Genomic DNA, 16,303 nt, shown 5'->3' with positions numbered 1-16,303 from the left:
CCCGCATGTCCGAGGCACCCCGCGACATCGAGAACCTGATCGAGCTCATGGCCAAGCTGCCGGGCCTTGGCCCCCGCTCGGCGCGACGCGCGGTGCTGCACCTGATCCGCAAACGCGGGCTGCTGCTTGCGCCACTGGCCGACGCGATGCACGCGGTTTCCGTCACGGCGCGGGAATGCATCACCTGCGGCAATGTCGGGACCACGGAAGTCTGCGACATCTGCGCCTCGGAAAAACGGGCGACCGGCGAATTGTGCGTGGTCGAGGACGTGGCCGACCTTTGGGCGATGGAAAGGGCCGCCGTGTTCAAGGGGCGCTATCACGTTCTGGGCGGCACGCTGTCGGCGCTGGACGCGGTCGGGCCGGAGGAGCTTCGTATTCCCAAGTTGATCGCGCGTGTGGCGGACGAGAACATCACGGAAGTGATCCTTGCGCTCAACGCCACGGTCGATGGGCAGACCACCGCGCACTACATCGCCGACGAGCTTGAAGGGCGGTGTTCCGTCACGTCGCTCGCTCAGGGTGTCCCCATCGGGGGCGAGTTGGATTACCTCGACGACGGGACCATTTCGGCCGCCCTGCGTGCGCGCAAATCGGTCTAGCCGTTACAGTCCCAGCACATCCATCATGTCGTAAGCACCGGGTTTCTGCCCGATGCCCCAGAGCGCGGCCTTGACCGCGCCGCGTGCGAAAATCGCCCGGTCGGTCGCGACATGACGCAGGATCAGCCGTTCGCCGGGACCTGCAAAAATCACGTCATGTTCGCCGACGATGTCGCCGCCCCGAACGGCGGAGAAACCGATATGGCCCTCTTCGCGCTCCCCCGTGATCCCGTCGCGCGCCCGGTCCTCGACATCCGACAGGCGCACACCACGGCCCTCGGCTGCGGCCTCGCCCAGCATGAGCGCGGTTCCCGAAGGTGCATCCACCTTGTGCTTGTGATGCGCCTCGACGATCTCGATGTCGAAATCCGTGTCCAGCGCCTCGGACACCATCCGGGTGATCCGTGTCAGGAGGTTCACGCCGAAGCTCATGTTGCCTGCCCGGATGATCGTCGCGTGGCGGGCGGCGGCGTCGAGTTTCGCAAGGTCGTCCTCGTTCAATCCTGTGGTGCCGATCACGTGCACCGCGCGGGCCTGCGCGGCGATCCCGGCAAGCGGCACGGTGGCGGCGGGCGCGGTGAAGTCGATCACGGCCTGCGCTTTCGACATGGCTTCGAGCGGATCGTCAGTCACGGTCACACCTAAGTCGGCCCCGCCCATCGCGGCACCAAGGTCAGCCCCGACCCATTCGTGGCCTTCGCGCTCCAGCGCGCCGACCAGCCGCGCGCCGGGATTTTCCCGAACGAGCTTTATCAGCATTTGACCCATCCGGCCCGATGCCCCGTTCACCACGATCCCCGGCAATTCGCTCATAACGACCTCCATCATTGGCCTACCGTCCTAGTCCCTGTTGCGCGGCCACGCAATCAGGCATAGATGGGCGCCATGGCAAAGAAGCGTTTCGATAACGACAAAGGCCCCTCGCAGCGGATGCTGAAAGTGGGCGAACTGATCCGGCGCACCCTTGCGGATGCGCTGATGCAGGGCACGGTGCATGACCCGGACCTGAACCGGATGAACATCACGGTTGGCGAGGTGCGGGTGTCCCCCGACCTGCGCATTGCAACCGCCTATGTCCTGCCGCTCGGCGGCAAGGATGCGGACGAGGCAATCAAGGCGCTTGCCCGCAACACCGGCGAGTTGCGCCGGCTCGTAGGCAAGGTGACGGGGCTCAAACATACGCCGGAGCTTCGGTTTCTCCCTGACGACACGTTCGACCGGATGGAGGAGACCCGTCGTCTCTTCGCGGACGAGAACGTCCGCCGCGATCTGGACAACGACGAGGAAGAGTAATGGGACGCCGCAAGAAGGGGCGCGACGTCCACGGCTGGCTGGTCGTGGACAAGCCAGCCGGTCTGACCTCCAACGCCGTCGTGAACAAGATACGCTGGGCCTTCGATGCGAAGAAGGCCGGGCATGCCGGCACGCTCGACCCCGAGGCGACAGGCGTGCTCGCCGTGGCTCTGGGCGAGGCGACAAAGACGGTGCCCTATATCACCGATGCGATGAAGGCCTACGTCTTCACCGTGCGGTTGGGTCAGGCAACCAACACCGACGATGCCGAGGGCGAGGTGATCGCGACCAGCGATGCGCGACCGACGGACGACGACATACGCGCCGCGCTGCCCGCCTTTTCCGGCAACATCCAGCAGATACCGCCGAAGTTCTCGGCGGTGAAAATCGACGGTCAGCGCGCCTACAAACTCGCCCGTGACGGCGAGGACGTGGAGATCGAGCCGCGCCCGCTGTTCGTCGAAAGCCTGGTGATGCTGGACCGCCCTGACGCGGATCACGTCACGCTCGAAATGGTCTGCGGCAAGGGCGGATATGTGCGCGCCATTGCCCGCGACCTTGGCGCGGCTTTGGGCTGTCACGGCCATGTGCGCGAATTGCGCCGGGTCTGGTCGGGGCCGTTCCTGGCCGAAGAAGGCGTCAGCATGGAGCGGATCGAGGAACTCGCGAAATCGCCCAAGATCGACGCCTTGCTCGCGCCCTTGTCCGAAGGCCTGACCTCGCTGCCGGAACTCAGATGCACTGCCGAGGGTGCCACGCGCCTGCGCCATGGCAACCCCGGCATGGTGATCGCGTCGGACGTGGAATACGGCGACGAGGCGTGGGCGTCCTTTGACGGAGAGCCGGTTGCGGTCGGTATCTACAAGGCGGGCGAGTTGCACCCGTCGCGCGTCTTCAATCTATGATCGACATCACCGGGTCGATGGCCTCCGGCGCATCCCCGAAACTGTAGGCATCGAGCACCTGTGCCTTGGCCGCTTCGAACCCAGCTTCGTCGCGGGCATGGATCGTGCAGATCGGCTCGCCCTTCTCCAGCATCATGCCGAGATCGACGAGGCCGGTCAGCCCCACCGCCGGGTCGACTTCGTCTTCCGACCGGCGACGACCGCCGCCAAGCTCCACCACGGCCAAGCCGATCTCACGTGTCTTAATGGCCGAGACGTGGCCAGCCTCTGGCGCGTCCACCGGAAGCTGAATGGGCGCTTCGTCGAGGTAACGTTTCGGTCCGTCCATGAAGTCTGCCGGACCACCGAGCGCCGTCACCATCCGGCCAAACACCTCTGCCGCTTCCCCGCCTTCGAGCGCAGCCTGCGCCCGCTGGAAACCCTGCTCCCGCGTATCCGCAAGCCCGGTGATCGACAGCATCTCGCCCGCCAGCGACAGGACGACGCGTTCCAACCGCACGTCGCGATGCAATCCGGCGAGGAAATCGGTGGCGTTCAGCACCTCAAGGGCATTACCGGCAGCAGAGGCGAGCGGCTGGTTCATGTCGGTGATGAGCGCATGGCACCTGAGCCCCGCCTCGCCCGCGACCTTGGTAATCGACGCGGCGAGCGCCGCGGCGTCTTCGTCGGTTTCCATGAAAGCCCCGTCGCCCGCTTTCACGTCCATGACCAGCGCGTCGAGACCGGCAGCGAGTTTCTTTGACAGGATCGAGGCCGTGATGAGCGGGATCGATTCCACGGTCGCGGTCACGTCGCGGATGCCGTAGAACCGCCCGTCCGCCGGAGCGAGTTTCATGGTCTGTCCGATGATCGCGCAACCGACCTCGGCCACCACCTTGCGAAAGGTGTCATTGTCGGGAACCGATATGTAGCCGGGGATCGAATCCATCTTGTCCAGCGTGCCGCCCGTGTGCCCCAACCCACGGCCCGAAATCATCGGAACGTAACCACCACAGGCCGCAACGATCGGGGCGAGCATGAGGCTGACATTGTCGCCAACGCCGCCGGTCGAGTGCTTGTCCACCACCGGCCCCGGCAGGTCCCAATGAAACACGTCACCGGAATCGCGCATCGACAGGGTCAGGACAGCCGCTTCCTCCGGCGTCATGCCCTGAAAAAACACGGCCATGCCGAAGGCCGCGACTTGGGCGTCCGAGGCGGAGCCATCGGAAATGGCCGTCACCATCGCCCCGATTTCGTCGGGCATCAGCGTCTCGCCATCGCGTTTTTTGCGGATGATCTCGGAAATCAGCATATCGGGCCTCCTGTCGCCACTTTGACCGAACGGACAAAAACCGCAACCGGCTTGCCATCCCTGCCCGCCCCGGCGAAAACCGCAGGCATGATCACGCGCACGTATACCAAGGCCGACGCACCGTCCGAAGCGGTCTATTCCGATTGCGAACGGTATCGCTACATGCTCACCCGTGTCTGGGACCCGAGTGGAAAACGCGCGCTCTTCATTATGCTGAACCCGTCGACGGCGACGGAAGTTCAAAATGACCCGACGGTAGAGCGCTGCGAACGTCGCGCCCGCGCGCTTGGTTTCGGTGCCTTCCGCGTGCTCAATATTTTCGCCTGGCGCGATACCGACCCGCGCAAGATGCGCAAGGCCGCCGACCCTGTCGGACCGGAAAACGACGCGGCGATCGTGGAGAGTTGCGATTGGGCGGATCAGATCATCTGCGCTTGGGGCACACATGGCGAGCACCTCGCGCGAGGGCACGCTGTGGAAGCCCTCCTGCGCGCGACCGGCAAACCGCTCTACCACCTCGGTCTGTCGAAAGCGGGGCATCCCAGGCATCCGCTCTACATTGGGTATGCCCAGCAACCGGAACGCTGGGTCTGACGCGTCCGTCGAGATCGCCGCGGTTCCTGTGCTGACGGACAAGGATACGTTCCTCAGGATAAGAAATTGGCGCTCCCGCTCAGGAGATGGACCGTGCCGCTGCCCACCTGCCGATCCTGTAACGGTTCTCGCAAAGCGCCTTCCGCGTGTTCGTCTACCGGTCCGGTTTTGTCCCAGAAGCGCTGGTCGATGCGGGCGCGAATTTCAGGTCCGCCAGCCAGCCGCTGTCGTTGTCCAGATGCGCGTCTTCACCGCCGATACCTGTGGCAGCAGTCCCCTCACCCTCGATCCGATTGACGCCGGTGTGCGTATTGACCGGAACATCCGGTTCTTCCGAAGCCTCGACGACAGGTTGAAGAATTGTATCCGGTTCGACCTCCTCACCCGGCACCAGAGCTTCGTCTTCGACAACCGGCGAAAGGATCGTCGTCGGTGACGGGTTTCAAGATCGCGTCCGGCGGCGGAATGATGGGGGCCACGGTTTCGAGGCCCTATTCCGACCCACCGACCAACTCTCGTGCGCCCGTGTCGTTTTCTGGTTCCTCCGCCTCCACCTCGCCCCCGAACCAAGGGGTTGAGAAGAACGGGAGCGGCATGAGCCCGACAAGCAGCAGACCAAATCCCATTATGCTGTCCTTGGTGGAGAGCGGGTCGAACGTATCATGAACGCAAAGACAAGCGGCGCGGAAACTACGGAACAATTTAACGAATGCCCTGTTCGGTGTTAAGCCGTGAATAACGATGGCTACCGAGGGACCGCATGAGCGACGAATCGCAATCGACCGATCTCGCGGACGAGGTGCGCGCTTTGCGCGCCGAAGTCGGCAAGCTCAACAATCACCGCTACATTCTGCTTCACGACTCGGTCGTGAAACTCGGGCTGTTCCAGCTGTATCGGGGGCTCGCATTCGGTCTCGGCTCCGTACTTGGCGCGACGATACTCGTGTCGATCGCCGCGTTTCTCCTCGCTCAGATCGACTTCATTCCGATTATCGGCGACTGGGCCGCCGACGTCGCGCGTGAGATCGACGCGGACAACGCCGAGAGCTACGGTATTTCGGAAGAAGCAGGCGATGGCGCAGCATCGGCGGACGAAACCGACGACGAGGCCGCGGCCAAGGAGAACCCCTCGCCCGGAGCCGGTCCGACGGACAGCGCACCGCTCGACCGTTCGGATTTCGGCCTGAACCCGACCGAGGACGCCGAATAAACAAAAAGGCTTTCCATTCAAACGGAATCCGCCTATACGCGCGGCTTCACTCGGGGCGTGACCGTCATGCCCTCTCCATGGGCCTTGCTGGACGACATCCCGGCTCGCGCCATAACCCTTTTGACCAAGGAGACCCCGATGTCGATCACTGCTGAAGAAAAGACCGGCCTCATCAAGGAGTTCGGCACGAAGAACGGCGACACCGGTTCGCCCGAAGTTCAGGTCGCGATCCTGACCAAGCGTATCGCCACGCTGACCGAGCACTTCAAGACCCACAAGAAGGACAACCACGGTCGTCGTGGGCTTCTGAAAATGGTCGCACGTCGTCGTAAGCTTCTGGACTACCTGAAAGCCAAAGACGAAGGCCGCTACCGCGAGCTCATCAAGAGCCTCGGCATCCGCCGCTGATCCGGCTCACATCGAATTCGAAACGCCCGCGCCATATGGCCGCGGGCGTTTTTCATTGGGTGGAGCGGTGATGCGGGTTAGCGTCCCGTCGGAATTGAAGGAGACCCCCATGCCGTTACGCGCACTCGCAACCAGCCTCGCCCTTTTGATGGTCCCGGCCACGGCCATCGCGCAGGGCTGCGACCGCACCGGGTATGACAAAGCGATGTCCGTAGTGGAAACCTATTTCCGTGACGACACAATCGCGCTTTTCAACATGCAGTTGCAGGTCAACGCGATCACCGGACGCGAGGTTCTAGAGCCGGACGGCCTGTGGGGGCCATCGACCGCACTCGTGGTCTGCGAACAATTGGAAACATACGAGGCGATCAACGGGATGCCGCCGGACGGGTTGATCGCGACGCGAGACGACGCCCTGCAATTCGCACGCTGGATGGGCGCAATGGCGCGGGTGTCGCTCAACCCCGGCAAGTTCGAGGCGCCCGACTAGGCCTGCCCCCGCACCATCCGCCGCAGCGTGCCGTCACGCCGTTTCACCGCGCCCGCGATATGCAGGACGATTGCGGCGAGCAGGAGCTTCGTCAGCACGCCATGCGCAGCGAAGAACGCGTCCTCCCAAGCTTCGGACGCGGGCGCAATCGACGGGAGCGTGACGCCCCAGAATACCACGTCGATGCCGGTGGCGGCACTTGCGATCCAACCGGTAAGGGGCACCGCGAGCAGGAGCAGGAAAAGACCGAAATGAACCACTCGCGCGAGAGCCTCCTGCCATTTCGGGGCGGGGAGAGACTTCGGAACCCGTGACCCGAGGTGCCAGACGATCCTGACAAGCGCCAGCAGAAGCAGGGTCAGACCGATGCTCTTGTGCCAGGCGTAGAGGTGGAAATTCGACATGTTCACCGTCATGTTGGCGATATAGGTGCCGAACCCCAGCATCCCGATCACGCCAAGCGCCATGACCCAGTGCAAGACGCGGGTCACGAGGCCGAAACGGTCCTCGGTGTTCCAAAGACTCATATCCGGTCCAGCCGCGCGACGATTTCGATGCGCACGGCATCCGCGACCATATCGGCCCACCCCGTTGCGCCGAAATCCGCGCGACTGACCGCGCCGGACATATGCACGGACATCTTGGAAAGGTCGCCCGCTTCGGTGCCCTGCTGTCGGTAGAGTTGCGCACTCAGGGTCACGGGCCGGGTCACGCCCCGGATCGTCACCTGCCCCGGCACCTGCGCCGTGGTGCGCCCGACACGAAACCCGTCGGCGACGAAGGTCATCTGCGGATAGCTCGCCGTCGCGAGGACTTTCGGCCCTTTCAGCGCCTGTTCTGCGAAGGGAAAGCTCGACGTCGCTCCGGCTGCATTCAAGGTGACCCGCACGCTTGACGGCCCGCCCGCGAAGTCGATCCGCACGTCCGCCGAGCTGATCGGGATTTGTCCCCTGATGATGTCCTTGTCGAAGGCGACCTCGTAGGCGACCTGACTGCGTGCCGCGTCCAGTCGATAGGCGATCTGTTCGGCCATCGCCCCCATCGGTGCGACGGCGACTGCGGCGCAGAGACACAGAAACGTCAGCATGCAAATGTCCTCTCTGTTCTCTCCACTCTACGCATGGCCCGGCCTTTCGGGCCAAAAATCCGGTGATCGACCACCGCGCGCCTCGGAAACACAGTGCTTTCCACGCGCTGGCTTTTCCTGTATGTGCGCCGCATCTGAGACGTGACGCTCTGATCCCGGCGCATGACATGGATAGAGGGATCGGTGGCAATGGGGCCACCATGAAATCGGGAGACCCGGCAGGGGCCGGGAGTGCTCCCAGAAGGATACGATATATGTTCAACGAAGTGAAAAAATCCATCCAGTGGGGCGAAGAAGAGCTCACGCTGGAAACGGGCAAGGTTGCGCGCCAGGCCGACGGCTCTGTCATCGCCACGCTGGGCGAAACCTCGGTCATGGCGAACGTGACCTTTGCCAAGGAACCCAAACCGGGACAGGACTTCTTCCCGCTTACGGTTCACTACCAGGAAAAATACTACGCCGCCGGTAAAGTGCCGGGTGGCTTCTTCAAGCGCGAGGCCCGTCCGACCGAGAAAGAAACGCTGACCGCGCGCCTGATCGACCGTCCGATCCGCCCGCTTTTCGTGTCGGGGTTCAAGAACGAAGTGCTCGTCATGTGCACGGTTCTGTCCCACGACCTCGTCAACGACCCCGACATCGTCGCGATGATCGCAGCTTCGGCCGCGCTCACCATTTCCGGCGCGCCCTTCATGGGCCCGATCGCCGGTGCCCGCGTCGGTTTCGAGGATGGCGAATACGTCCTGAACCCGACCTGCGACGACATGCACAAGCTGCGTGACAACCCCGAGCAGCGTCTCGACCTCGTCGTGGCCGGCACCAAGGACGCCGTGATGATGGTGGAATCGGAAGCCTACGAGCTGACCGAAGCCGAAATGCTGGGCGCCGTGACCTTTGCGCATGAGCAGATCCAGCCGGTCATCGACCTCATCATCGAACTGGCCGAAGACGCGGCGAAAGAACCGTTCGACTTCCAGCCGCCGAACTACGACGACCTCTACGACGTCGTGAAAAAGGCAGGCGAGGACAAGATCCGCGCGGCCTATGCGATCACCGACAAGCAGGAGCGCACCGCCGCTGTCGCCGCTGCGAAGACCGAGATCAAGGAAGGTCTGTCGGAAGAGCAGCTCGAAGATCCGAACCTCGGATCGGCCCTGAAGAAGCTGGAATCCGGCGTTCTGCGTGGTGCGGTCGTGAAGGACGGCAAGCGGATCGACGGTCGCGCGCTCGACGAAGTGCGCCCGATCGTGTCGCAAGTGGGCCTCCTGCCCCGGACCCACGGCTCGGCGCTTTTCACCCGTGGTGAAACGCAAGGCCTCGTGGTGACGACTCTCGGCACCGGCGACGACGAGCAGATGATCGACGCGCTCACCGGCACCTACAAGTCGAACTTCCTGCTGCACTATAACTTCCCGCCCTACTCGGTCGGTGAAGCCGGGCGCGTTGGCCCTCCGGGTCGTCGCGAAATCGGTCACGGCAAGCTCGCATGGCGCGCGCTTCAGGCGGTTCTGCCGTCCGCGACCGACTTCCCTTACACCATCCGCGTCGTGTCCGAGATCACCGAGTCGAACGGCTCGTCCTCGATGGCGTCGGTCTGTGGTGGTTCGCTGTCCATGATGGACGCAGCCGTGCCGCTCAAGGCTCCGGTCGCCGGTGTGGCCATGGGCCTCGTGCTCGAAGATGACGGCTCCTACGCCGTTCTCACCGACATCCTCGGTGACGAAGATCACCTTGGCGACATGGACTTCAAAGTCGCCGGCACGGAAAACGGCATCACCTCGCTCCAGATGGACATCAAGGTCGCCGGTATCACGCCCGAGATCATGGAGAAGGCCCTCGCTCAGGCGAAAGAAGGCCGGATGCACATCCTTGGCGAGATGAACAAGGCACTGGCCGAAGGCCGGACCGAGTTCTCGGCCCACGCCCCGCGCATCGAAACGATGACTGTTCCCACCGACAAGATCCGCGAAGTGATCGGCTCGGGCGGCAAGGTCATCCGCGAGATCGTGGAAGTGTCCGGTGCCAAGGTCGACATTAACGACGACGGTGTGATCAAGATCGCATCGCCCAACGGTGACGCCATTCAGAAGGCCTATGACATGATCCACGCGATCGTGGCCGAGCCGGAAGAAGGCGAGATCTACAAGGGCAAGGTCGTGAAGATCGTCGACTTCGGCGCCTTCGTGAACTTCTTCGGCAAGCGTGACGGTCTGGTCCACGTGTCCCAGATCGAAAACCGCCGCCTGAACCATCCTTCGGACGTGCTGAAGGAAGGTCAGGAAGTTTTCGTGAAACTCCTCGGGTTCGACGAACGCGGCAAGGTCCGCCTTGCGATGAAGATGGTCGACCAGGAGTCCGGCGAGGAAATCGCCCAAGAAAACAAAAAGAAAGAAGACGCCGAGTAAGGCGGGCCTTTTTCGAGGACACAGCCCCGGCGGAAACGCCGGGGTTTTTTTTATGCCGCAGCGCCCCGGGTCGTCACGTCAGGCCTGCGGAAGCGGCACCCGGCCGCGTTCGGTCAGAAGCCACGCCTCCCGCCCCTCGATCACGACGGCGCTGATCGGTCGCCCGTATCCGGCCCCACTGTCGAGGTTGATGCGGTTGCCATAATGCGTGGCGTCCTTCACTGGCGTATGGCCGTGCACGATCAACGGGCCGTGGTCAGCGTCGCTTTCGTGGAACTCGTCGCGTATCCACAAGAGATCCATCTCGGTTTGTTGGGTGAGCGGGACACCGGGTCGGATGCCTGCATGACAGAAAAAGAGCTGATCGCGCTCATAGGTTAGATGCAGCGACTTGAGAAAGTCGATATGCGCCTGCGGCACGGCCGCGCGCGCCTCATCGTGGACGCGGAACACGCGCTCCCTTTCAGGAAACGTCACGCCGTAGGAGGCAAGTGACTCCTGCCCGCCGATCCGTTCGTGAAGCCAGGTGTAGCCAACGAGAAGATAGGGGTCATGGCGGGGGAATGGTTCGAGAAACCACTCCATCAATCGGTCATGATTGCCCTTGAGCGTGATCCATGGCGCGCCCCGATCCCGTCCGGCGATGAGAAAATCGATGACCCCGCGCGTGTCCGGCCCGCGGTCACAGAGGTCGCCGATATGGACGACGGGTGCGGATACGTCTCCGCAAGCCTCCCGGTCCGCCGCAATCAGGTCATGGACGCGTTCGAGTTCGCCCAGTTGGCCATGAATATCTCCGATTGCGTAACTGCGCATATGCTGTCCTATCCCAGGAGCCAGAGCATGGAAAACAAGGTGACGGCACCCGCGACGATGGCGAGAAGCACGTTCTTCGTGACGCCGCCGACGACAAGCGTCACGATGGCCGCGATAAACCGCGCCGGGTCTGTCTGGCCATCTGTGGCAGGTGGCCAGAGCACAAGCGGCGCAACGAGGCCGGGGATCACCGCGACCGGCGTATAGCGCAGCATTCTGAGCACCCAACCGGGGAGCGCCTTTTGCCCGATGAAGCCGAGAAACGAAAAGCGGATCAGAAACGTCCCAAGACCAAGGAGACCAATCACGAGCCAGATCTGCGCTTCGGAATATGCCGTGATCATGCCGTCGCCCTCCGTTCCATTGCGACCTCGACCCCTGCCCCGACGATGAGCGCCATGACGGCCGCGACCAGAAGACCGGAGCCGAACGGCAAACCGGACAGGAGGAGCGCGAGGATGACCGACGTCACCGCGGCAGCCAGATGCGGCAGCGTTTTGATCATCGGCGCGATCATGGCGAGGAACGTGATCGGCATTGCGAAATCGAGCGCGAAGGCCTCAGGGATACGCCCGCCGACAAGCGCGCCGAACAGGGTGCCTGCGTACCAAAGCGGCGCGATTGGCAAAATGACTCCGAAAAAGTAACCAAGTTTCCATGCGAGGGACCGGGACGCCTCCCGCTCGAACGTATCCGCGCTCAGTACCGCGGATTGATCCACCAGGAAATAGGCAACAACCGCGCGCTTCCACCATGGCGCGGCACCGAGGTAAGGGACCATCGTCGCGGAATACATCGCCATCCGCAGGTTCACCGCCAACGACGTGGCAAGAACCATGAAGACCGGCGCGCCGTCCACCATCTGCTGAACCGCAGCAAATTGTGCGGCACCTGCGATCACCGCCACGGTCATGACCATCGTCTGCGCGAGGTCGAGCCCCGCCTCGGTCGCGACCACGCCGAAGAGAATGGCGAAGGGGACGATGACAAGGATGAAGGGCGCGCCATCTTTCGCGCCGCGTAGAAATGCGGATCGGTCTGCTGTTCGGGTCATGTGTTCGCTCCGTTTGGAAAAGGGCTATGCGCCCTGTTACCCGGGTGCAACCCGAAGCTTGCGCAATGCACCTTGCGCAGATGCACAGGCGGCGTAGCATATCGTGATGGAAAGAACAGATGGACCTCTGCCGGGAGTCATACTGGCCGGTGGACAGGGACGCCGCCTTGGGGGGCGCGACAAGGCATTCGTGTCGCTCGCCGGGCGCCCTTTGATCGAGCATGTCATCGAGCGTCTGGTCCCGCAGGTGAGCCAGATCGCTATAAACGCCAATGGCGACCCGGCGCGCTTCGGGTCGGAATGCCCTGTCCTGCCCGACGGCATCCCGGATCGCCCCGGGCCGCTCGCCGGAATCCTCGCAGCTATGGAGTGGGCGAAGTCCCTTCACGCCAATCGGGTCGTCACAGTCGCCACCGACACACCGTTCCTGCCGGCAACATTGGTCGAGACGTTCAGGGAAGCACAGCTTTCATCCGGCGCACAAATCGTCATGGCGGAAACCAGTGACGGACTGCACCCGGTCATCGGGCTTTGGCATACAGCGTTATCCGGGAGCCTCCGGCGCTCACTCAAGGAGGGCGTTCGGAAAGTGTCGGATTTCACGGACGCCAATGGTGCTGTCGGTGTCGCATTGCCTGACGACGCATTGTTCAACATCAACACGCAAGACGATCTTGCTCGCGCCGAGGAGCGGCTCGCATCTGGTGGTTGATCGACAGCCAAACTCCGCCAAATTAACGAAGAGATTAACGCCGGCTCGGAAAAACGCGCTTAGAAGATTGATTTTAAACGTTTCTGCGATTCCGGGATTCTAGAATTCTAGAATCCCGGAATCTCTGAGGTGGCAGGGATGGCCCCCGTACAAACGGCAAAAAGTTTCCGATCCGCTCCAGATCGCGCCGCCTCTGTGCCAAGATGCGTCGTTTTCGCACGATTTTCCCTCTTGCCGGTCGCCCCGCACCCGAATATCTGCGTCAGCGGGACACTCCGCCCCAACGCGGAGCATATATCTGGAAGGATACCACCAATGGTCACCGAGACTCCGGCAACGCGGCCGGCCAATCCGCGTTTTTCGTCCGGCCCCTGCGCCAAACCTCCCGTTTTCTCGCTCGATAAACTTTCCGATGCCGCGCTCGGCCGCTCGCATCGTGCTGCCGTGGGCAAGGCCAAGCTCAAGGATGCCATTGAAAGCACCCGTGAGGTTCTGGGCATTCCCGCCGACTACAAGATCGGCATCGTTCCTGCCTCCGACACCGGCGCCGTCGAAATGGCGATGTGGTCGATGCTCGGCGCGCGCGGCGTGACGATGCTCGCCTGGGAAAGTTTCGGCTCCGGCTGGGTCAGCGACGTGGCCAAGCAGCTCAAGCTCGACGCGACCATCATGGAGGCCGACTACGGCCAACTTCCCGATCTGTCCGCCGTGAATTTCGCCGATGACGTGGTGTTCACGTGGAACGGCACGACCTCGGGCGTGCGCGTGCCCAATGGCGACTGGATCGCGGACGACCGCGAAGGTCTGACCATCTGTGACGCAACCTCGGCGGCCTTCGCGATGGACCTGCCCTGGGACAAGCTCGATGTGACGACCTTCTCCTGGCAGAAGGTGTTGGGCGGCGAAGCCGCGCATGGGATGATCGTTCTCTCCCCGCGCGCGGTCGAACGTCTGGAAAATTACACCCCGGCTTGGCCATTACCGAAGATCTTCCGCATGACCAAGGGCGGCAAGCTGATCGAGGGCATCTTCGAAGGTGCGACGATCAACACGCCGTCGATGCTGGCGGTCGAAGATTACCTCGTGGCGCTCGATTGGGCGCGCTCGGTCGGTGGGCTCAAGGGTCTGATGGCCCGTGCCGATGCAAACGCGAAAGTCATTTTCGACTTCTGCGACACGCACGACTGGATCGCGAACCTCGCCGATGACGATGCGACCCGGTCGAACACCTCCGTGTGTCTCAAGTTCACGGACGACCGCATCAAAGATGGTGCGGCCTTTGCCAAAGCGGTCGCCAAGCGGCTCGAAACCGAAGGCGTCGCGCTGGATGTCGGTGCCTATCGTGATGCACCCGCCGGTCTGCGCATCTGGTGCGGCGGTACGGTCGAGACCTCGGACGTCGAGGCTCTGATGCCTTGGCTCGATTGGGCATTCAACGCCGAGATCGAGGCGCAGACCGAAGCGGCCTGAACGCATGCCCCGTCCCGGAAATCATCCGGGACCTCAATGACACAGAGGCCCCGGGTCGAGCCCGGGGCGCGTTTCCCAAAATCCCAGCTGGAACACCCGGCCCCGATAAAGGACCAAACACATGGCCCCCAAAGTACTCGTCTCCGATAAACTCTCGGAAACCGCCGTTCAGATTTTCCGTGATCGCGGCATAGACGTCGATTTCGAACCGACCCTCGGCAAGGACAAGGAAAAGCTGCTCGAAGTCATCGGCCAGTACGACGGCCTCGCCATCCGCTCGGCCACGAAAGTGACCGCAGACGTGCTCGAGAAAGCCACCAACCTGAAGGTCATCGGCCGTGCCGGGATCGGGGTGGACAACGTCGACATCCCCGCCGCATCGCAAAAAGGCGCGATCGTGATGAACACGCCCTTCGGCAACTCCATCACCACCGCCGAGCACGCCATCGCCATGATGTTCGCGGTCGCCCGTCAGATCCCCGAGGCCGATGCGTCCACGCAGGCCGGCAAGTGGGAGAAATCCAAGTTCATGGGCGTCGAATTGACCGCCAAAACGCTGGGCGTCATCGGCTGCGGCAACATCGGCTCCATCGCCGCCGAGCGTGGCAAGGGCCTCAAGATGAAGGTCATCGCTTTCGACCCGTTCCTGAGCCAGGAACGCGCCGACAAGCTGGGCGTCGAAAAGGTTGAATTGGACGAACTTCTGTCCCGCGCCGATTTCATCACCCTGCACGTGCCGCTGACCGACAAGACCAAAGGCATCCTGAACGCCGAAAACATCGCCAAGACTAAGAAAGGCGTGCGCATCATCAACTGTGCCCGTGGCGGCCTCGTCGATGAAGCTGCGCTCGCCGAAGCGATCAAATCCGGCCATGTCGCTGGCGCTGCCTTCGACGTGTTCGAGGTCGAGCCTGCCACCGAAAGCCCGCTCTTTGGCCTGCCCAATGTGGTCTGCACCCCGCACCTCGGTGCCTCGACCACCGAAGCGCAGGAAAACGTGGCGCTTCAGGTGGCCGAGCAGATCTCGGACTACCTGCTGACCGGTGCCGTGACCAACGCGCTCAACATGCCTTCGGTGACCGCCGAAGAAGCCAAAGTCATGGGTCCGTGGATCAAGCTCGCCGAACACCTTGGGGCCTTCGTCGGACAGATGACGGAAGAGCCGATCAAGGAACTCAACGTCATCCTCGACGGTGTCGCCTCGCAGATGAACGTGAAGGCGCTGGATTGCGCGGTGCTCGCCGGTCTGCTCAAGCCGACCAATGCCGAGATCAACATGGTCTCGGCCCCGGTCATCGCGAAAGATCGCGGCATCAAGACCGCGACCACGACGCAGGACAAATCGGGCGTGTTCGACGGTTACATCAAGATCGTGGTCAAGACGGCCAACCGCGAGCGCTCCATCGCGGGCACCGTTTTCTCGGACGGCAAGCCGCGTTTCATCCAGATCAAAGGCATCAACATCGACGCCGAGATCGGGGCGCACATGCTCTACACCACGAACCGCGACGAGCCGGGCATCATCGGCGCGTTGGGCGAAACCATGGGCAAGCATGGCGTCAACATCGCCAACTTCACGCTGGGCCGGAAAGACGCCGGTGGCGACGCCATTGCGCTTCTTTACGTGGATGCACCGGTTGAGGATTCGGTTCAGAACGCGCTGAAATCCACGGGCAAGTTTCAGAACGTTTCCAGCCTCAGCTTCGCCATCTGATCGGTCCTACACCGACAAACGAAAGGCCCCGGTGCGCACCGGGGCCTTTTTTCGTGCGCATCGCGTCAGGGTGCCAAACCGGCCACCGTATCGCCGATGTAATAGGGCCAAAGCAGCAGCGCGAGCAGTCCCTTGAAGAACCCCAACTTCAGGAACCCGAGCGTGAAGAGCCACCCGATGAACCAGATCATGCCAAGCGACGATTGAACGTTAACCTTCGTATCTGCCATGACGTCCTCCTTTCAGGAGCAC

General features: G+C 62.7%; 21 protein-coding genes. 11 read left to right on the top strand and 10 right to left on the bottom strand.

The genetic code is table 11. The annotated features are described in order from the left end of the window. Positions 1–5 precede the first annotated feature (5 nt). A complete protein-coding gene (recR, locus tag KJP28_RS01110) occupies positions 6–602 on the top strand; it encodes a recombination mediator RecR (protein WP_218390391.1) in 597 nt (198 codons plus the stop codon). A 3-nt stretch (positions 603–605) separates the two neighbouring features. Here recR and dapB read toward each other — a convergent pair whose 3' ends face one another. Beyond that, positions 606–1,415 carry a 4-hydroxy-tetrahydrodipicolinate reductase gene (gene dapB, locus KJP28_RS01105; protein ID WP_218391657.1) on the bottom strand — a complete coding sequence of 270 codons (810 nt, stop codon included), beginning with the start codon at positions 1,413–1,415 and terminating at the stop codon, positions 606–608. Between the two features lie 72 nt (positions 1,416–1,487). On the opposite strand from dapB, the gene rbfA reads away from it, so the two are divergent. Further along, the gene (rbfA, locus tag KJP28_RS01100; protein ID WP_218390390.1) at positions 1,488–1,895 is read left to right on the top strand and encodes a 30S ribosome-binding factor RbfA; all 408 of its coding nucleotides are present in this window, start codon (positions 1,488–1,490) and stop codon (positions 1,893–1,895) included. Next, positions 1,895–2,800: a tRNA pseudouridine(55) synthase TruB gene (gene truB / locus KJP28_RS01095; protein WP_218390389.1), complete on the top strand. Its 906-nt coding sequence runs from the start codon at positions 1,895–1,897 to the stop codon at positions 2,798–2,800. The genes rbfA and truB overlap by 1 nt, the downstream gene beginning before the upstream one ends. On the opposite strand, the gene deoA is transcribed toward truB, so the two are convergent. Continuing rightward, positions 2,790–4,094, bottom strand: a complete 1,305-nt coding sequence (gene deoA, locus KJP28_RS01090; RefSeq protein WP_218390388.1) for a thymidine phosphorylase — start codon at positions 4,092–4,094, stop codon at positions 2,790–2,792. The genes truB and deoA overlap by 11 nt on opposite strands. An 87-nt stretch (positions 4,095–4,181) precedes the next feature. Here deoA and KJP28_RS01085 point away from each other — a divergent pair, with 87 nt between their 5' ends. Further along, complete coding sequence (locus KJP28_RS01085) at positions 4,182–4,688, top strand: DUF1643 domain-containing protein (protein WP_218390387.1); 507 nt, start codon at positions 4,182–4,184, stop codon at positions 4,686–4,688. A 154-nt stretch (positions 4,689–4,842) separates the two neighbouring features. Here the strand turns inward: KJP28_RS01085 and KJP28_RS01080 are convergent, their stop codons facing one another. Together KJP28_RS01080 and KJP28_RS19870 are read right to left on the bottom strand one after the other, a co-directional pair. After that, positions 4,843–5,079: a hypothetical protein gene (locus tag KJP28_RS01080; RefSeq protein ID WP_218390386.1), complete on the bottom strand. Its 237-nt coding sequence runs from the start codon at positions 5,077–5,079 to the stop codon at positions 4,843–4,845. A gap of 100 nt (positions 5,080–5,179) precedes the next feature. Then, positions 5,180–5,314, bottom strand: a complete 135-nt coding sequence (locus KJP28_RS19870) for a hypothetical protein (RefSeq protein WP_255552139.1) — start codon at positions 5,312–5,314, stop codon at positions 5,180–5,182. 134 nt (positions 5,315–5,448) lie between these two features. Here KJP28_RS19870 and KJP28_RS01075 point away from each other — a divergent pair, with 134 nt between their 5' ends. The 3 genes from KJP28_RS01075 (at position 5,449) to KJP28_RS01065 (ending at position 6,796) form a co-directional block, all read left to right on the top strand. Continuing rightward, complete coding sequence (locus KJP28_RS01075; protein ID WP_218390385.1) at positions 5,449–5,898, top strand: DUF5665 domain-containing protein; 450 nt, start codon at positions 5,449–5,451, stop codon at positions 5,896–5,898. Positions 5,899–6,036: 138 nt separating this feature from the next. Continuing rightward, complete coding sequence (gene rpsO, locus KJP28_RS01070) at positions 6,037–6,306, top strand: 30S ribosomal protein S15 (protein ID WP_218390384.1); 270 nt, start codon at positions 6,037–6,039, stop codon at positions 6,304–6,306. A 109-nt stretch (positions 6,307–6,415) separates the two neighbouring features. Further along, a complete protein-coding gene (locus KJP28_RS01065; RefSeq protein WP_218390383.1) occupies positions 6,416–6,796 on the top strand; it encodes a hypothetical protein in 381 nt (126 codons plus the stop codon). Here KJP28_RS01065 and KJP28_RS01060 read toward each other — a convergent pair. Both KJP28_RS01060 and KJP28_RS01055 read right to left on the bottom strand, forming a co-directional pair. Continuing rightward, entirely contained in the window at positions 6,793–7,323 is a 531-nt protein-coding gene (locus KJP28_RS01060; protein WP_218390382.1) for a cytochrome b, read from the bottom strand. The two genes, KJP28_RS01065 and KJP28_RS01060, sit on opposite strands and share 4 nt — an antisense overlap. Continuing rightward, positions 7,320–7,883, bottom strand: a complete 564-nt coding sequence (locus KJP28_RS01055) for a YceI family protein (RefSeq protein WP_218390381.1) — start codon at positions 7,881–7,883, stop codon at positions 7,320–7,322. Before KJP28_RS01055 ends, KJP28_RS01060 begins: the two co-directional genes overlap by 4 nt. Positions 7,884–8,137: 254 nt before the next feature. On the opposite strand from KJP28_RS01055, the gene pnp reads away from it, so the two are divergent. Further along, complete coding sequence (pnp, locus tag KJP28_RS01050; protein WP_218390380.1) at positions 8,138–10,285, top strand: polyribonucleotide nucleotidyltransferase; 2,148 nt, start codon at positions 8,138–8,140, stop codon at positions 10,283–10,285. A 78-nt stretch (positions 10,286–10,363) separates the two neighbouring features. On the opposite strand, the gene KJP28_RS01045 is transcribed toward pnp, so the two are convergent. The 3 genes from KJP28_RS01045 to KJP28_RS01035 are packed head-to-tail and all read right to left on the bottom strand — an operon-like array spanning position 10,364 to position 12,155. Beyond that, positions 10,364–11,101 (bottom strand): metallophosphoesterase, encoded by a 738-nt coding sequence (locus tag KJP28_RS01045; protein ID WP_218390379.1) that lies wholly within the window; start codon positions 11,099–11,101, stop codon positions 10,364–10,366. An 8-nt stretch (positions 11,102–11,109) separates the two neighbouring features. Beyond that, a complete protein-coding gene (locus KJP28_RS01040) occupies positions 11,110–11,445 on the bottom strand; it encodes an AzlD domain-containing protein (RefSeq protein ID WP_218390378.1) in 336 nt (111 codons plus the stop codon). Beyond that, positions 11,442–12,155, bottom strand: a complete 714-nt coding sequence (locus KJP28_RS01035; RefSeq protein ID WP_218390377.1) for an AzlC family ABC transporter permease — start codon at positions 12,153–12,155, stop codon at positions 11,442–11,444. The genes KJP28_RS01040 and KJP28_RS01035 overlap by 4 nt, the downstream gene beginning before the upstream one ends. A 106-nt stretch (positions 12,156–12,261) precedes the next feature. Between KJP28_RS01035 and mobA the strand changes: the two genes are divergently transcribed. The 3 genes from mobA to serA all read left to right on the top strand — a co-directional run bounded on the left by mobA (position 12,262) and on the right by serA (position 16,051). Beyond that, on the top strand, positions 12,262–12,867 hold the full coding sequence (gene mobA, locus KJP28_RS01030; RefSeq protein ID WP_218390376.1) for a molybdenum cofactor guanylyltransferase MobA: 606 nt from the start codon (positions 12,262–12,264) through the stop codon (positions 12,865–12,867). Between the two features lie 315 nt (positions 12,868–13,182). Further along, positions 13,183–14,337, top strand: coding sequence for a phosphoserine transaminase (locus KJP28_RS01025; protein ID WP_218390375.1), 1,155 nt, complete (start codon positions 13,183–13,185; stop codon positions 14,335–14,337). 121 nt (positions 14,338–14,458) lie between these two features. After that, the gene (gene serA, locus KJP28_RS01020) at positions 14,459–16,051 is read left to right on the top strand and encodes a phosphoglycerate dehydrogenase (protein WP_218390374.1); all 1,593 of its coding nucleotides are present in this window, start codon (positions 14,459–14,461) and stop codon (positions 16,049–16,051) included. Positions 16,052–16,116: 65 nt separating this feature from the next. On the opposite strand, the gene KJP28_RS01015 is transcribed toward serA, so the two are convergent. After that, positions 16,117–16,281: a hypothetical protein gene (locus tag KJP28_RS01015; RefSeq protein ID WP_218390373.1), complete on the bottom strand. Its 165-nt coding sequence runs from the start codon at positions 16,279–16,281 to the stop codon at positions 16,117–16,119. Positions 16,282–16,303: the final 22 nt, after the last annotated feature.

The sequence above is a fragment of the Maritimibacter dapengensis genome (assembly GCF_019218265.1).
Classification (GTDB): Bacteria; Pseudomonadota; Alphaproteobacteria; order Rhodobacterales; family Rhodobacteraceae; genus Maritimibacter; species Maritimibacter dapengensis.
Note: the sequence above shows the minus strand (reverse complement) of the source record. Positions and strands in the feature narration are given on the sequence as shown.

Coding starts and splice junctions, on each gene's coding strand:
- recR (WP_218390391.1), top strand. CDS start 6: ATGTCCGAGGCACCCCGCGACATCGAGAACCTGATCGAGCTCATGGCC.
- dapB (WP_218391657.1), bottom strand. CDS start 1,415: ATGAGCGAATTGCCGGGGATCGTGGTGAACGGGGCATCGGGCCGGATG.
- rbfA (WP_218390390.1), top strand. CDS start 1,488: ATGGCAAAGAAGCGTTTCGATAACGACAAAGGCCCCTCGCAGCGGATG.
- truB (WP_218390389.1), top strand. CDS start 1,895: ATGGGACGCCGCAAGAAGGGGCGCGACGTCCACGGCTGGCTGGTCGTG.
- deoA (WP_218390388.1), bottom strand. CDS start 4,094: ATGCTGATTTCCGAGATCATCCGCAAAAAACGCGATGGCGAGACGCTG.
- KJP28_RS01085 (WP_218390387.1), top strand. CDS start 4,182: ATGATCACGCGCACGTATACCAAGGCCGACGCACCGTCCGAAGCGGTC.
- KJP28_RS19870 (WP_255552139.1), bottom strand. CDS start 5,314: ATGGGATTTGGTCTGCTGCTTGTCGGGCTCATGCCGCTCCCGTTCTTC.
- KJP28_RS01075 (WP_218390385.1), top strand. CDS start 5,449: ATGAGCGACGAATCGCAATCGACCGATCTCGCGGACGAGGTGCGCGCT.
- rpsO (WP_218390384.1), top strand. CDS start 6,037: ATGTCGATCACTGCTGAAGAAAAGACCGGCCTCATCAAGGAGTTCGGC.
- KJP28_RS01065 (WP_218390383.1), top strand. CDS start 6,416: ATGCCGTTACGCGCACTCGCAACCAGCCTCGCCCTTTTGATGGTCCCG.
- KJP28_RS01060 (WP_218390382.1), bottom strand. CDS start 7,323: ATGAGTCTTTGGAACACCGAGGACCGTTTCGGCCTCGTGACCCGCGTC.
- KJP28_RS01055 (WP_218390381.1), bottom strand. CDS start 7,883: ATGCTGACGTTTCTGTGTCTCTGCGCCGCAGTCGCCGTCGCACCGATG.
- pnp (WP_218390380.1), top strand. CDS start 8,138: ATGTTCAACGAAGTGAAAAAATCCATCCAGTGGGGCGAAGAAGAGCTC.
- KJP28_RS01045 (WP_218390379.1), bottom strand. CDS start 11,101: ATGCGCAGTTACGCAATCGGAGATATTCATGGCCAACTGGGCGAACTC.
- KJP28_RS01040 (WP_218390378.1), bottom strand. CDS start 11,445: ATGATCACGGCATATTCCGAAGCGCAGATCTGGCTCGTGATTGGTCTC.
- KJP28_RS01035 (WP_218390377.1), bottom strand. CDS start 12,155: ATGACCCGAACAGCAGACCGATCCGCATTTCTACGCGGCGCGAAAGAT.
- mobA (WP_218390376.1), top strand. CDS start 12,262: ATGGAAAGAACAGATGGACCTCTGCCGGGAGTCATACTGGCCGGTGGA.
- KJP28_RS01025 (WP_218390375.1), top strand. CDS start 13,183: ATGGTCACCGAGACTCCGGCAACGCGGCCGGCCAATCCGCGTTTTTCG.
- serA (WP_218390374.1), top strand. CDS start 14,459: ATGGCCCCCAAAGTACTCGTCTCCGATAAACTCTCGGAAACCGCCGTT.
- KJP28_RS01015 (WP_218390373.1), bottom strand. CDS start 16,281: ATGGCAGATACGAAGGTTAACGTTCAATCGTCGCTTGGCATGATCTGG.